Origin of the sequence: Haloarcula sediminis, assembly GCF_035656455.1 — an archaeon.
In the GTDB taxonomy this organism is placed as follows: Archaea; Halobacteriota; Halobacteria; order Halobacteriales; family Haloarculaceae; genus Haloarcula; species Haloarcula sediminis.
This window is the reverse complement of record NZ_JAYMGA010000003.1, coordinates 292,929-306,825: the sequence shown is the minus strand read 5'-3', so window position 1 is coordinate 306,825 and position 13,897 is coordinate 292,929. Positions and strand designations below refer to the sequence as shown.

General features: G+C 57.3%; 11 protein-coding genes and 1 tRNA gene. 5 read left to right on the top strand and 7 right to left on the bottom strand.

Annotated features, from left to right (window positions below; all coding sequences use genetic code 11):
- Positions 1-3: 3 nt before the first annotated feature.
- Positions 4-132 carry a hypothetical protein gene (locus VJ162_RS08190; protein WP_324663622.1) on the bottom strand — a complete coding sequence of 43 codons (129 nt, stop codon included), beginning with the start codon at positions 130-132 and terminating at the stop codon, positions 4-6.
- 213 nt (positions 133-345) lie between these two features.
- Here VJ162_RS08190 and VJ162_RS08185 point away from each other — a divergent pair, with 213 nt between their 5' ends.
- The 5 genes from VJ162_RS08185 to VJ162_RS08165 all read left to right on the top strand — a co-directional run bounded on the left by VJ162_RS08185 (position 346) and on the right by VJ162_RS08165 (position 3,799).
- A complete protein-coding gene (locus tag VJ162_RS08185; RefSeq protein WP_324663621.1) occupies positions 346-879 on the top strand; it encodes an amino acid-binding protein in 534 nt (177 codons plus the stop codon).
- Positions 876-1,832: a homoserine dehydrogenase gene (locus VJ162_RS08180; RefSeq protein WP_324663620.1), complete on the top strand. Its 957-nt coding sequence runs from the start codon at positions 876-878 to the stop codon at positions 1,830-1,832. The genes VJ162_RS08185 and VJ162_RS08180 overlap by 4 nt, the downstream gene beginning before the upstream one ends.
- A gap of 158 nt (positions 1,833-1,990) precedes the next feature.
- Positions 1,991-3,256, top strand: a complete 1,266-nt coding sequence (tuf, locus tag VJ162_RS08175; protein WP_324663618.1) for a translation elongation factor EF-1 subunit alpha — start codon at positions 1,991-1,993, stop codon at positions 3,254-3,256.
- A 3-nt stretch (positions 3,257-3,259) separates the two neighbouring features.
- Positions 3,260-3,571, top strand: coding sequence for a 30S ribosomal protein S10 (gene rpsJ, locus VJ162_RS08170; RefSeq protein WP_262174971.1), 312 nt, complete (start codon positions 3,260-3,262; stop codon positions 3,569-3,571).
- Between the two features lie 156 nt (positions 3,572-3,727).
- Positions 3,728-3,799 (top strand) — tRNA-Ala (locus VJ162_RS08165).
- 580 nt (positions 3,800-4,379) lie between these two features.
- Here VJ162_RS08165 and VJ162_RS08160 read toward each other — a convergent pair.
- The 6 genes from VJ162_RS08160 to VJ162_RS08135 form a co-directional block, all read right to left on the bottom strand.
- Positions 4,380-5,249: a hypothetical protein gene (locus VJ162_RS08160; protein WP_324663617.1), complete on the bottom strand. Its 870-nt coding sequence runs from the start codon at positions 5,247-5,249 to the stop codon at positions 4,380-4,382.
- A complete protein-coding gene (locus VJ162_RS08155; RefSeq protein WP_324663616.1) occupies positions 5,246-5,758 on the bottom strand; it encodes an SWIM zinc finger family protein in 513 nt (170 codons plus the stop codon). The genes VJ162_RS08160 and VJ162_RS08155 overlap by 4 nt, the downstream gene beginning before the upstream one ends.
- A 652-nt stretch (positions 5,759-6,410) precedes the next feature.
- Positions 6,411-6,815 carry a hypothetical protein gene (locus tag VJ162_RS08150; protein ID WP_324663614.1) on the bottom strand — a complete coding sequence of 135 codons (405 nt, stop codon included), beginning with the start codon at positions 6,813-6,815 and terminating at the stop codon, positions 6,411-6,413.
- 54 nt (positions 6,816-6,869) lie between these two features.
- A complete protein-coding gene (locus tag VJ162_RS08145; protein ID WP_324663613.1) occupies positions 6,870-10,799 on the bottom strand; it encodes an Eco57I restriction-modification methylase domain-containing protein in 3,930 nt (1,309 codons plus the stop codon).
- An 884-nt stretch (positions 10,800-11,683) separates the two neighbouring features.
- Positions 11,684-12,868: a type I restriction enzyme HsdR N-terminal domain-containing protein gene (locus tag VJ162_RS08140; protein WP_324663611.1), complete on the bottom strand. Its 1,185-nt coding sequence runs from the start codon at positions 12,866-12,868 to the stop codon at positions 11,684-11,686.
- Positions 12,869-12,959: 91 nt separating this feature from the next.
- Positions 12,960-13,799, bottom strand: a complete 840-nt coding sequence (locus tag VJ162_RS08135; protein WP_324663609.1) for a PH domain-containing protein — start codon at positions 13,797-13,799, stop codon at positions 12,960-12,962.
- Positions 13,800-13,897: the final 98 nt, after the last annotated feature.

The following is a 13,897-nucleotide window of genomic DNA, read 5'->3' as shown; positions in this document are numbered from 1 at the left end:
GCGCTAGGCCGACTCATCGGCCGACCGATTGGCGCTGAAGGCGGCCACCTCGCGGCCGGGGTCGATGTCGGTCTCGTTCTCGAAGGCCGCGGCGGCGTTGCCCGGCCCGCCGAGCGCCGGCGCCGATACCAACCGCGAGAAGCAGCGCTCGCGGCGATAGCCCGTCCCCCGTGACCATCTGTTTGCCCCACAACATCGAGCCGGTGGTAACTGTATACTGCCCAGTCAGGTTCTCGGCCTGACAGTCGCACCCGCCGCGGCGGCTCGAAACGGCGGGATTCTTATAGCTACCCGCTTTGAGTCTCCGGTAATGAGTGCTACGACGCGACAGGAGGTGAGCGGGCGATGAGCGACTCGACCGACGAGGTTCGGGCCTACACAGTGCGGCTCGAACTTGTCGACGAACCGGGCGCGCTGTTAGACGCGCTCGACCCCATCGCCAGCAACGGCGGGAACCTCCTCTCTATCTTCCACGAACGGGGGAATCTCACCCCGCGGGGCCACATCCCCGTCGAGGTCGACCTGGAGGCGACCCCGGAGCGCTTCGAGGGCATCGTCGAGGCGCTACGTGACGCCGGCATCAACGTCATCCAGGCCGGCGCGGAGCGCTACAGCGAGGCCATGACGGTCGTCCTCTCGGGCCATCTCATCAACACAGACCTCTCCGACACCGTCTCGCGCATCCAGGAGGCGACCAACGCGACGGTGACCGACCTCTCGCTGTCGGCCCCCGAGGGGACCGAGGACGCCTCCAGCGCCCGCATCCGGCTGGCGACCGAGCAAGACGCCGCCGAGAGTGTCGTCGACACCGTCCGCGAGGTCGCCAACGAGAAGGACCTCCGTGTCATCGAGCCGCTGGGCCCCGGAGGTGACCTATGAGACTCGCCGTCATCGGCGCCGGCGCCGTCGGCTCCTCGGTCGCGGAACTCGCGGCGGACTACGGTCACACCGTCACCGCCTATGCCGACTCACAGAGCGCCGCCGTCGACGCCGACGGTATCGACGTCGAGGCCGCGTTCGAGCGCAAGCAGACCGACGGCATCGTCGGCGACGCCGACCCCGCGGCCGCGGTCGACGGTCCCTACGATGTCCTCGTCGAGGCGACGCCGACGACGCTTGGCGACGCCCAGCCCGGCTTCGGCCACGTCGAGACGGCACTGGAGCGTGACCGCCACGTCGTCCTCGCGAACAAGGGCCCCGTCGCCGAGCGCTACGCCGACGTGCGCGCGCTGGAACGCGACAGCGCCGGCTCGGTGCTGTTCGAGGCGACCGTCGGGGGCGCGATGCCGGTCCTCTCGACTATCGATGACTTCGACCCCGAACACATCACCGCGGTGCGGGGCGTCCTCAACGGTACCGCCAACTTCATTCTCTCGCGCATGGGCGCGGAGGGGCTGGGCTACGAACACGTGCTAGCGGAGGCCCAGGATCTGGGCGTCGCCGAGGCCGACCCGACCTTCGACGTCGACGGCACCGACGCCGCGCTCAAGGGCGTCATCGTCGCGAACGTCCTCTCCGACGACGACACCGAGTACACGCTCGAAGACGCCGACGTGGAGGGCATTCAGGACATCGAGGGGAGCGCCCTCGAACTGGCCGCCGAGGACGGCCACACCGTCCGGCTCATCGCCGAAGTCGTCGAGGGCGACGTACGGGTCGGCCCGCGGCTGGTCCCCGAGCACGCTCCCCTCGCCCCCACCGGCACGCGCAACATCGTCCAGCTGGAGACCGAGTACGCCGGTCGGCTCAACATCTCGGGACGGGGCGCTGGCGGCCCTGAAACCGCCAGCGCGGTGCTTGCCGACGTCGGTCGCCTCCCCGAGCTAGAGTAGGCGTGTCGTAACGGGAGCGCCCCCGTGTGGTTGCCACACACGACATGCTCTCTCAAATCGACAGACAGCGGGGCTCTCCGTGGCGCGGACTTTCGAAATCGTTTTATGAACCACCGGCTAAAGACTCCGATACAGCGCCCCTGCGCGTGAGAAACAACATGAGCGACGAACAACACCAGAACCTGGCCATCATCGGCCACGTCGACCACGGGAAGAGCACGCTCGTCGGCCGACTCCTGTACGAGACAGGATCGGTACCGGAGCACGTCATCGAACAGCACAAAGAAGAGGCCGAGGAGAAGGGCAAGGGCGGCTTCGAGTTCGCCTACGTCATGGACAACCTCGCCGAAGAGCGAGAGCGCGGTGTCACCATCGACATCGCCCACCAGGAGTTCAGCACGGACACCTACGACTTCACCATCGTCGACTGTCCCGGCCACCGCGACTTCGTGAAGAACATGATCACGGGCGCGAGCCAGGCCGACAACGCTGTCCTCGTCGTCGCCGCCGACGACGGTGTCCAGCCGCAGACTCAGGAACACGTCTTCCTGGCCCGCACCCTGGGCATCGGCGAACTCATCGTCGCGGTCAACAAGATGGACCTCGTCGACTACAACGAGTCCGACTACAAGACCACCGTCGAAGAGGTCAAGGACCTCCTCAACCAGGTCCGCTTCGACACCGAGAACGCCTCGTTCATCCCGATCTCGGCCTTCGAGGGCGACAACATCGCCGAGGAGTCCGACAACACGGGCTGGTACGATGGCGACATCCTGCTCGAAGCCCTCAACGACCTGCCGGCCCCGGAGCCGCCGACGGACGCGCCGCTCCGACTGCCGATCCAGGACGTCTACACCATCTCCGGCATCGGGACGGTCCCGGTCGGCCGCGTCGAGACGGGTATCCTCAACACCGGCGACAACGTCAGCTTCCAGCCCTCGGACGTCTCCGGCGAGGTCAAGACCGTCGAGATGCACCACGAGGAAGTCCCCAAGGCCGAGCCCGGTGACAACGTCGGGTTCAACGTCCGCGGCGTCGGCAAGGACGACATCCGCCGTGGCGACGTCTGTGGTCCCGCCGACGACCCGCCGTCGGTCGCCGAGACCTTCCAGGCCCAGATCGTCGTGATGCAGCACCCCTCCGTCATCACCGAGGGGTACACGCCGGTCTTCCACGCCCACACCGCACAGGTCGCCTGTACGGTCGAGTCCATCGACAAGAAGATCGACCCCTCCTCCGGCGAGGTCGCCGAGGAGAACCCGGACTTCATCCAGAACGGCGACGCCGCCGTCGTGACGGTCCGACCCCAGAAGCCCCTCTCCATCGAGCCCTCGGGCGAGATTCCGGAGCTGGGCAGCTTCGCCATCCGCGACATGGGTCAGACCATCGCCGCCGGCAAAGTCCTCAGCGTCAACGAGCGATAACACATGTCCCAGCAGGCACGCGTTCGGCTCGCGGGCACCAGCCCCGAGGACCTCGACAACATCTGCGCCGACGTGCGGGAGATCGCCGAGAAGACGGGGGTCGAGCTGTCGGGCCCCGTCCCGCTCCCCACCAAGACGCTGGAAGTCCCCACCCGCAAGTCCCCCGACGGTGAGGGGACCGCGACGTGGGAACACTGGGAGATGCGCGTCCACAAGCGCCTCATCGATATCGATGCCGACGAACGGGCCCTGCGCCAGCTGATGCGCATCCAGGTGCCCAACGACGTCTCCATCGAGATCGTCCTCGAGGACTGAGCGAAGCGTCCGCTTCGCGACTCGGGAGCGGAACCGCCGGTTCCGACCCGCGCCCGAATCGCTGGCCGGGACACACTCCACACTCCGTGTGCATCGCTATCGAAGATCGCCCTCACGCGCAGGGTTTTTATCACCCCGCGTTCGAGAGGCACGTACGGGCTCGTAGATCAGTGGCAGATCGCTTCCTTCGCAAGGAAGAGGCCCCGGGTTCAAATCCCGGCGAGTCCATACGCGCTACGCGCGTTCGGTAATCGCAACACGTCGCCGCTTCTTTATAAAACCATTACACCGTTTGAGTAGTGTGTTCGCTCCGTCGCGCGGCACGATTTGCCGGTAGTGTTTTGATGATTTCTCCGAGCGGTCGGCTCCCCGTCCAGCGGTTTCCGAAAGTTACGATAGACGGCGACCAGCGAGTATGGAAGTTCTTTGTTAAACTCTGGTGGACTTCGAAGGTAATCAGAGAGATGAAACTATCCTGTGGCCCCTGAGGAAGGCGTTTGCATCAGGATAACGCTGGATGCGAACAGCGCCGTGACAATAACCGCAGCCACGGGTGCGGAAGTCATCAGGACGATACTCGCCAATACCGAACCGAGTGCGTTTGTCCATATCATGGTCAGAACCTTATTTAGCGGGCCGGGTCCTCGGGTACTGCCTTCTGTGGCATGACGCCTCTAAGGACTCGAACCTTAGCCCTGCCACGCGACCCTGCTGACCATTTGTGACTTCCGTTACTCTATGTAATATACTGCCATTGAAAGTTCTTTCGCGCGGTTCTACATTAACGCCATCTGGTCCTATTGAAGACTCACCTCCAATGGTTGAACTCCTCGTGGAGTCCACGCTCAGTCTTGTCGCCGTCAAGAACGTCACCCGAGTGACGGAGGAACGCGATAAGGTCCCGCGTGTCGTCGTCGCGCCAGTCTTCGCTTGCGGCGACCTGTTCCAGTCGGGCCGCAACGTCGCGGGCTTCGGTGGCAGAGAGGAATCCCGATTCACCCCGACAGGCGACCATCACGCCTTCCCCTTCCAGCGCGGCAGTCACGCGGTGGTCCGTCTGTTCAGCCCGTCCCTGCGTGAGTAGTGCCTCGAACAGTTCCGGGTGGGCTGGCTCGTCTCGACTGGGGGCGACGGCGTCGTCAGCACCGAGAAGGGCGCGGCGAACGCGGTGGGCCGTTCTCGTCTCACCGTCAGCGATGAGGTCGGCAATCAGACGGAATACTCGCGCTGTCGGAACCGCGCCGGCCTTATCGCGGCTGTCAGTCGAATCTTCCCGTGGGTCAGCGACCTGCTGGACATTTCCCTCTGCGTCCACCTCTACGCGGGGAAAGTCCGAGGGTTCGTGTCGGTCCTTCGGGTTGGCAGGGTGATTCTTGCGGCCTGCTGTTTGCCCTAAATGAATCATGAGTCCCGAGATGCCGGTGAACGTCACCGAGCAGTAAGGACATAGCCGAGCGTGTTTCTCGTTGTCGCGCTCGTCCGGGTAGTCCATCTCGACTTCGCGCTCCCCGACCGTTTCGAGATTTTCGAGCGAAAGGCTGTCTGGAACCTCGCCCTGTGGTCCGTGGCCGTCCCCACTCGACCGCATGATGTGGAGATTGATACCACGAGCGAGCGGCGTACTGTCACAGCCTTCGACCGGACAGCGAACGGTGCGCTCGTCGTTCTTGTCCGTCATTGGTCCACCTCGAAACAGTCGAAGCAGGGAAGCCCCGCACCGTTGGGGCCGTCGCATCGGTCGTCACCGTTCGGGCAGGTGTCCGAATCATCGGCGACCGTCGCCGTCCCGCCGTCAGTCTGGAGTTTGTCAGCGCCGGTCGTGACGCCGTCCGTGACTGACTCCGATAACCCGGCGGCGGGGTTATCGAGGTCACCAGCGGCCTGTAGAACTACGGGGCCGCCGACTGTGGCGAGTGCGACCTTGTGCTTACAGTCATAGTCGTCATTGTAGCGGTCGGCCTTACACTCGCACTCAGCCGGGACGAGAACGCCGTCACGGTCTTCGACTCCTACGAGGTACGAGTGGTCGTCTTTCTCGAAGCCGTAACTGGCGTTGGTGACACGGACAAGGTGAGGGCCTTCAACGGAGAACTCGAAGGCTTCCCACCCGACTCGCTTTGCCGTCTTCGCGCCGAAATTCAATTCCTCAACGATACGCTTTTCCGAACTGCTGTCTGTAGATTGCATTGGTCTTTGGTTCCACGAAGACCACCTGTCCGAGTGTTCCAGCACTCGGGCGTTTTCGAACCGTAACGCCCCGAGGGGCAGATGACCTTCGTATTACTACCTTAGACGGTAAACAGTTAAAGCCACCGGAAATAGGCCTTAGCGCACGTACAAACAGGGTTAGTCTCTTTGACGGTAGTTATTTACAGTCCACAGAACATACCATGAGACATGAGTGATGGCTCGAAGCCCGGACGAAAACCCCGAGTGAGCGATGACGAGATTTTACAACTTTTTCGAGATGCTGACGACCCTGTCCTTTCGACTGCGGAGGTAACTGAACAGATACCTATCAAGCGGAGTGCTACCTACAAGCGGCTAACAGCACTCCGTGACGAAGGACAATTGACTGGGAAGGATGTTGGGGGCCGAAATACGATTTGGTGGATTCCGGGTAACTAAGCGACGTTACGGCTGGATTCCGGTGACATCCTCCTGAGTTAGGAAACCCGCTGTATGGAGAGTATGTCCTGTAGTAATACCTGTCGCGGTTGTTACATTGGAGACACCCCCATCCCCATGTCTTTAGTAACCAGCCGCGCTCGAAACAGGGTGTATTTTACCAGATTTGCGGAGAAATTGGAGGGGACCGCGAGAAGGTGCAAGTTAGGACTTACCGCTTACAGATTATCTTCTGGCTCTTTTCGTGATTTTCCAATGCTGTCAGAAACCGCTCTGCTTGTTCTTCACTAAGGGCCTGAAATTTGTCCCGGATAGGAAGCGAGATTGGATTCTCAGTAATACTGGGGTCGGATACTTCGCCAACTGGTAGTTCATAGACCGGCTCACTCCATGTGACATAGACCTGAAATGGAAACCGACCATCCCAAGCGTGTTCAACAATACGCATAGTCGAATCAGTCGCGGCCTCAAATGGACCCATGAGACGGTCAGATTCCCGATTATGCAGAAACAATAAATCACCCTCTTCGATTTCATCTACCATCTTGCTGTTTCCAAATAGTTGCCGGGATAGACACTCCTTCTCAGTTCCCGAATCGCAGATGAATTTCCACATACGCATTACGTTGTAGGAGGCAGACAAAAAGCGGCAGGTAGTTAATCCGAAGTCTCAGAACACCTCAAGGTACTCTTCCACAACTCTACGCTCATCATCAGTTAGGTTGAACAAGTCATAGACCGCGTCGTCAATCTCCGCTTCGAGGTCTTTGATGTCAGTTTGTTCGACTTCGTCGCAGTCGGCTCTACGTCGGTCAAGCAGTTCTTCCACGCCATCATCATTACGTGGAATCGGGACGGTCGTCTTTTCTCCGCTCTTCACGTCGCGCCCGTCTACAGCGGTACGCACGTATTCAGCCCGGCGCTTTCTGGCATCGCGGTTCTCAGAGTACATTGCTGGGTCGTTGATTGTATCTGAGCGTCCAGCCTGTACGGTGAAGTTCCCCTCCACGTCACCCTGTACTTCAGCACTCACCGGGTAGCGACGGGTCTGCCACTCATACGTAATATAATCAAGTTCACCATCGTAGTCGCCGAGGTACGCTTCTGGGAAGCGGTCAGTCTTGCTATCGAGGTCAATAGTGTCTACTATCTCCTGACCTTTGTTACGCATTACCCCGAAGACACCCGCGCTATCCTCAGTTATACAAGGTAATTTTTCGACGTACTGAGAGCGGTATTCATAGAACCCACCCATTTTGACTGTCGTGATATGCTTGAAGTAGAAGTCCAAAGCCTTCGAGTTCAATTGACAGGCCATTTCCTCCGTGATTTTTCGGTGTTCTGGAGTTAGAAGGACTCCGTAGGCCGTAGTGAAGTACCATGTCCCCGGCTCGTCAATCATAAAGGTCGCATCAGTTGCGATGTGTGCTTGCACAATTTTCGGATTCTCGAACTTTCCAAGATTCTTCGGATAGATGTAGCCATACCAATCGTCTTTGCCTTCTTTCCGCCCGCCTTCCCGTCCTTCGAGTTTGTCCTTGTGGGCAAGGAAGAAGTCCCACGTCAATGGCAGATTTTCTTCGAGATAGTCCTGTGAGTAAAGCCCGGCTTCGAGTTCTCCATCGTCGGTTTCTTCGGCATAGTAGGGATGCACGACGTGAAGCCCACCCCAATCACCCCTCCATCGTTTGACTTCATCTCCTTCGAGGAACGGACGTAGTAGGTCCGTTTCAATCTCAAACTCCTGTGACCCTCCGGTAGGAACTACTGTGACCGTTTCTCCCGAATCCTCTGACTCGATACGGTCGGCGTCGAGAACGTCTACGATGTAGACCTTGTTCGCGCTGGTTCGGATGCCTTGGAATACGGCATCGGTCACGTCGCCGATGACAGCGTCCTGTTCACTCTCCAGTTTCTCGAAGACCTGCAATTCCTCAGGAGGCATCATCGCCCAGTAATCTTCACCCGTGAGTTTCTGCTGTGGGAAGTCGAACACGTCGATGAACTCATCCGAATAGCCCGGCTCACCGCGATGCTCGCGTACTGCTTCGATAATGGCTGAATCCAGTTCTCGGTCCCGGTCCTCGTCCGTATCGGCTTTTACCCTGACGCAACGAATTTCGTTGCCTCTACGGTTGTCCTCATCAGGTTCATCTTCGAGAATTACGATGGCTGGGTAATTCGTTGCGTCCTCGAACACGCCGGAATCCCGGAAGTCGTAGACCTCCTCAATGCGGGCCTCATCAAGTAGCACCCGCCTCATACCCTCACCGTAGTCTGTGACCATGAATTGATTCGGGGTAATGTAACCGAGTTTTCCAGAATCTTCACGGAGCCAGTCAAGACCACGCTCGTAGAACGGACAGTAGATGTCGTAGTTCCCAGTCGTGGAATCGTACAGCGATTCCATCATCTCTTTCTGACTATCAGGGAGGTTCTGAACTCGTACATACGGGGGATTGCCCACGACGTAGTCGTACTCCATGTAATTCTTGACCACGAGAGCCAAGACGGTATCCTCGAACATCTTGAACAGTCGCCCGTCGTTGTGTTCCTCTTTGAGATACCGCACGTTTTCCAGCATATCGTTCACATAGGGCTCAAAGAACTCTTCCACCCCAGAGTATTCCTGCGACGTATGCTGATTAACGCGCTCTTCCAGCCCGCTCTTGTATTCCCAATCGAAGTCGCCGCCGAACTCCTCAGCGAGGGCCATGTGGTCCTTGACGGTATCCAGTACGCCTTGCAGGGCCGCGAAATACTCCCCGAAGTTGTTCACTCCCGTTTCTAACTGAATCGTGTCGAACAGCGGCATCCGAACTCGGCGCACGAGAAAGCCGTCTTCCGTCTCTGGGGCCTCGTCTTCATCCACTTCGACTGGAAGGGGAACAGGAATCCGAACGTCCTGTTCATCCTCGGTCATCGCATCGAACGTCATCTGACGGGTTCCGTCTTCGCCGAGGTCGGCCCCGGTAAGGTCCCGCTCGTTTCGGAGTGTATCGGTCCGGTAGATGGGGAGCCGCCGAAGAGTGAACTCCGGGTTCTGTTCCTTTGCTTCCCGATATGCTGGCAGAATAGCGACAACAAAGCGAATCTGTGCCATCAGCACGGCGAACGGGTGGATGTCCAGCCCGACGATACGCGGTCGAGTGCAGAGGTCCCGGAGGTGTTCCTCCCAGTCGGGGTTATCGTCGTAGCGTTCCACATCTTCGACGTACCGCTCTACGGCTTCCACGAGGAACGTACCGGAGCCACACGCCGGGTCCATGAGTCGCTCGTTTGAGACTCCACGCTCGTACCCGACCCCATCCATGATGTAATCCACGACCGGCTGTGGAGTATAGAACTCACCGAGTGCTTTGCGTGTCTCAGGGTCGAAGTACCGCTGATAGAGGTCGCCGAGAAGGTCGCCTTCCACGTCAGCGAAGTCGAACCGCAGGACGTTCAGATAGATTTCTGCTACCGCCCTACTCAGCCGTTCCCGAGTGGTTCGCAGTTCCTCAATCTCGTCAGTCACCGTGATAGTGTCGTCATCGAAACCAGCAACAGCCTCAACCTGACTCTCAATCGAGTCATGTCCACGGGTGATTTGTTCCTTGTAGCCATCAGTCCACCAGATGAAGATGTCATCTTGGAACAGTCCCTCTACCAGATGGTCTTGCATATGGCCGATGAGATTGTCAGCGGCAACAGGGAAAGCGTCAAGATTGATGTTTCCATCAAATCCCTGAAGTCCACGGAAGTACTCCTTCATCCCTCTGTATCCTGTTCCAGCGAAGAAGTCGTGGTCTTCAGTCGCCTTCGCAAGTAGGAGCCGGGCGAGAAGCGCGTGACCGCTCTCCAGACAGAACATGAAGTCACGAAGTGACTGCTTCCCGTTGATGAAGGGGTCCCAAGAGTCGGGGACTTCATCCGGTTCATCGGCGTATGTGGCCTCCCAGAAGTCGTATGCTCCCTTCACGAACTTCGCTTCACGCTCGTCACGGAGTTCATGAAGGATGTCCATCATCCCTGTAACGAGGTCGGCGAAGGGGCTTCCCTCTTCCAATCTGAAGGTGTCAAAGAAGTGTTCCTGCCCGAGTTCAGACTGACTATCGAGCGGGATGGGGTCGAGGTCTTCGAGGAACTGGCTTACATCATCGGGGTCGGTGAGTTCGAACTCGCGCTTCTGAAGCGCACTCAGTAGGTCGCGGGCCTGACTCTCCGTGATGGCCTCCAGCGACACCACAAGCGTAGCGCGGTCATCCCCACGGCGGTACAGCCGCAGTTCCTCTCCGTTGGTCAAGACACCGTACTCTGCCCGTAGATAATCCATGTAGTGAAACAGTTGGTCTTCGTTGGGCGGGAGGTCACGTCCTGTCGTCTTGAACTCGTAGACTGCGGTGACGGCTTCGTTAGTGTCGAGCGTGATGTAGTCGGGACGGCGGTCATCGGGGAGGGTGAACTCGCTTCGTAGGTCCGTCCCTGTTCCCTCGAAACTGAGTGCGTCGTAGAATCCGTTTTCGAGGAACAGATTCTCGACATCCCGCTCGCTCATATCATCGTCCGTTCGCTCGGAGATGGAAGTGAGAGATTCCTGTAGGGCGGATGCGTCTGGCATTACAACACCCCACTTCGTCAACTATCAAAAAAGCAAGTGGCACAGAAACGGTTCACGCCGATAAGGCCGCCGGGCCGCAGACTGTTCGATGCTAAACACGAATTTAACATATATCTCATATTTAGGGATTACTTAATTGGTTTGTAAAATTCGAGCCTACAGTTGCCTGCTGAACACTCTGATTCCCTGACTCCCTGTGTGACTATGAGGTTGCTGTGAGTGGATTCTTTTAGGATACGATGGAAGGTACATAGAATCTGATAGGGGACCACAGCGACAGACTGAGGGTGCTTAAATTGGACGTGCGCTCACGCTCAACGCCTGTGGACGTGCCGTCCCCGAGTTGGCTCCAAAATCAGCCGGTCAGCAAGGTCGTGAGTCCGTCTGATTGCACCACTTGATAGGTAGTACCCTCTGCCCCGAACAAACCTGATTGTGTGCCTCAGCAGAGACTACGTTGCAGAGAGTGGTCCCTCTGGGATGCTTGCCTCTTCCTTGTTCTCTGTAGGTTGAGTGCATCATCATGACTACAGTACAGAGTTCACTATACACCGTTAACAACAGTTTTAACAGCAGTTCAACAACGGCGACCTTATCGCTGTTAACCCTACGACGTTAACCCCGTTTGAAATCTTCTACTGTACTCTTCCTAATGTACCACATACAATGTACCCCCTGTAGTCCCCCTACTATGCCCCCATCATAGAGGCCCTACAAAATGAAGTCTGCCACTTCACGAGATGAAGCGAGAAAACAGAAATTAGAAGTGACTAAAAATGCCCTATTTTTGAGATTTGCGCTACATATGTCAAATTCAGGGTCCTGCGTAGGGCGAGTAATCCGGTCAGAACCAACTGTATGAAGTGAGTTGTTACTTCACCAGTTCATAACATATCGTCAGTTGTCTCCGCTGTGCGTAATTCTCCGAGTGTTGTGTAGCGTAACCCCTGCGGATACTTCGTTTTGAACGGGACAGGGTCTTCAAGTTCATAGAGTGAACCGGGTTCAAACATAATGACCTTCTTGCCTTCATCAATCTTCGCGCGGTCTTTGTAGTCCAACGGCTCCCGCATCAGGTCGGCTTCATCGGGCCGGACTACATCTTTCACTTCAGCGAAATAATTCACCTCCCGAACGTCTCCAGTAACGTACATCGCCACGTAATCAAACTCGCTCCCAACTCGAACGAAGCCCCATGCCTCGTTTTCTTTGAGGAAGGGGAGTCCTGACTCTTTTGTGGGGAATACCGCTACCCGCGCGTCAGAGTCTCCTTCGATGTCTCGTCGCGCAATAGTCCCTGTCACTCGGTTCTGTATCGGTTCAATCTCGTCAGCGGTGTCCGGCTCTTCCTGCGTTTCCTCTTCTTCTGATTCATTGGGTGGCTCTTCGCTGACGAACTGTCGCTGTTCCCGAAGGACGGAAACAAGATTTTGTGTGAACTCTCGGGACTGCTCTTCGAGGTCAATAGTAAGTTCACCAACTTCGTTTTCGACTGCTTCACTCACAGCATCGGTCACGCTATCTTCGTTTTCCTGTAGATACCGAATTGCTCGGTTCGTCTCCGCGACCTGCTCGGCGACCTCGTCGGACTTCCCCGAGCGTATCGACTCCTTTGTGAGTAGTTCCAGCACACTCGGATTGTCTGCGAGGTCGTCGAGATTGAACTGAACAACGGACACCTCTTCGCCGCCGTTATCGCGGTGATTCTTCGTCAGAACCTCGAAGGATTTTCCGTTGGTCAGAATACCCCAGTCTACGTCGAGTTCCTGTCTCATGTAACTCCGCAACTGCTGAACCTCGCTGTCGGTGAGGGTAGACCTTACCGGCTTGGCTTCAACGAACACGACAGGGGAGTCCCCCACGAGAAGGGCATAATCCACGTGCGTACTTCCCGAAGCCATTGGGATAGTGTACTCCAGCGCCACTTCGGTAGAGTAGAGGTCCCAGCCGAGAAGTTCGAGAAACGGCTGGATGAGTTTGACCTTCGTGTTTTCCTCGTCCATCTGCGGTGAGGCCTCGATTAGTTGCTGACACCGCTGGACGTACTCATCAATCTCATCCCGGTCCATTGTCATACCTTCTGTAACGAACCCCTTTTAAAATGGCGCAAACCGAGCGAACTCTTTCTCCCTTTCCCCGGCCTTCCCGGTGTGACCCTACCTAAATCTCATCCAATAATTCCTGTTTCTTTGTTTCAAACTCGGCGTCTGTAACTGCCCCCTGCTCATGAAGGTCGCTAAGTCGTTCCAGTTTCTCCATCGGGCTGTCTGTCTCCGCGATGTTCTCAGTCCCCGAAACTGCTTCTTTCCGCTTCTCTCGGATGTAATCCACCGTCGGACTGATTTTGTCGTGGTCGCTTCCCTTCACCTCGAAGTAGTAGGTCCGACTTCGTGTTGTGACTTGGATTCGCCGCTTCGTCCAGCCTCGGTCAATGCTCACGTTGTCAATCGAATCGTATGGAATAGTATACTCGTCTGTGCCGGTGCGAAGAGGATGGAGAGCCAAGAGACGCTTATCGGTCGCTATCGTCAGGTTCGGAACGGTGAGTTTGTTGTTGAACGTCTCCATCATCCCGGCTCCTTTCTGCCCTGTCCGTTCGATTTCGTCCCCAGTCTCGACCTCTATACCACGCCACCCTGCTCCCTTGACGAGACAATGCGGAATCTCACCGTCGTCAAGCGAGTGCAATATAACTCCGTCATCAATCCTTAGCCTTTCAGCGGTGACACCGGGACCCTCTGCCTGATTCACAAGGGACTGCACAGCGGATTCGTCACGGTCTGGCCCACCGCTTTGCGTTCCGTGTTGTCTCTCTCTACGAAGTTCTTTGAACGACTTTTTCACTTCCTCTTTTTCAGGTTCGTATCCACAGGAATCACAGAGGTAGGTTGTATCACTCAGGACTCCATCGCTCTGTGAGTAGATTTGGTCCTCACCGCACTCGGGACACGGACGGAACGCATCTGAACCGGGATTAGTTTCGCCGCCGAAAAATGGCATACGACACGATGCTTATCCATGATGATAAAGTCACTCCACAAACAGAACGAACTTCCAACGAATTAGGACTGTTTCGATAGGTATTATCCATCGTAGAG

What these genes read in the sequence shown, in the direction of transcription:
- rpsJ (WP_262174971.1), top strand. Translation starts at nt 3,260, where the DNA reads ATGTCCCAGCAGGCACGCGTTCGGCTCGCGGGCACCAGCCCCGAGGAC.
- VJ162_RS08150 (WP_324663614.1), bottom strand. Translation starts at nt 6,815, where the DNA reads ATGTGGAAATTCATCTGCGATTCGGGAACTGAGAAGGAGTGTCTATCC.
- tuf (WP_324663618.1), top strand. Translation starts at nt 1,991, where the DNA reads ATGAGCGACGAACAACACCAGAACCTGGCCATCATCGGCCACGTCGAC.
- VJ162_RS08180 (WP_324663620.1), top strand. Translation starts at nt 876, where the DNA reads ATGAGACTCGCCGTCATCGGCGCCGGCGCCGTCGGCTCCTCGGTCGCG.
- VJ162_RS08155 (WP_324663616.1), bottom strand. Translation starts at nt 5,758, where the DNA reads ATGCAATCTACAGACAGCAGTTCGGAAAAGCGTATCGTTGAGGAATTG.
- VJ162_RS08140 (WP_324663611.1), bottom strand. Translation starts at nt 12,868, where the DNA reads ATGGACCGGGATGAGATTGATGAGTACGTCCAGCGGTGTCAGCAACTA.
- VJ162_RS08185 (WP_324663621.1), top strand. Translation starts at nt 346, where the DNA reads ATGAGCGACTCGACCGACGAGGTTCGGGCCTACACAGTGCGGCTCGAA.
- VJ162_RS08135 (WP_324663609.1), bottom strand. Translation starts at nt 13,799, where the DNA reads ATGCCATTTTTCGGCGGCGAAACTAATCCCGGTTCAGATGCGTTCCGT.
- VJ162_RS08160 (WP_324663617.1), bottom strand. Translation starts at nt 5,249, where the DNA reads ATGACGGACAAGAACGACGAGCGCACCGTTCGCTGTCCGGTCGAAGGC.
- VJ162_RS08145 (WP_324663613.1), bottom strand. Translation starts at nt 10,799, where the DNA reads ATGCCAGACGCATCCGCCCTACAGGAATCTCTCACTTCCATCTCCGAG.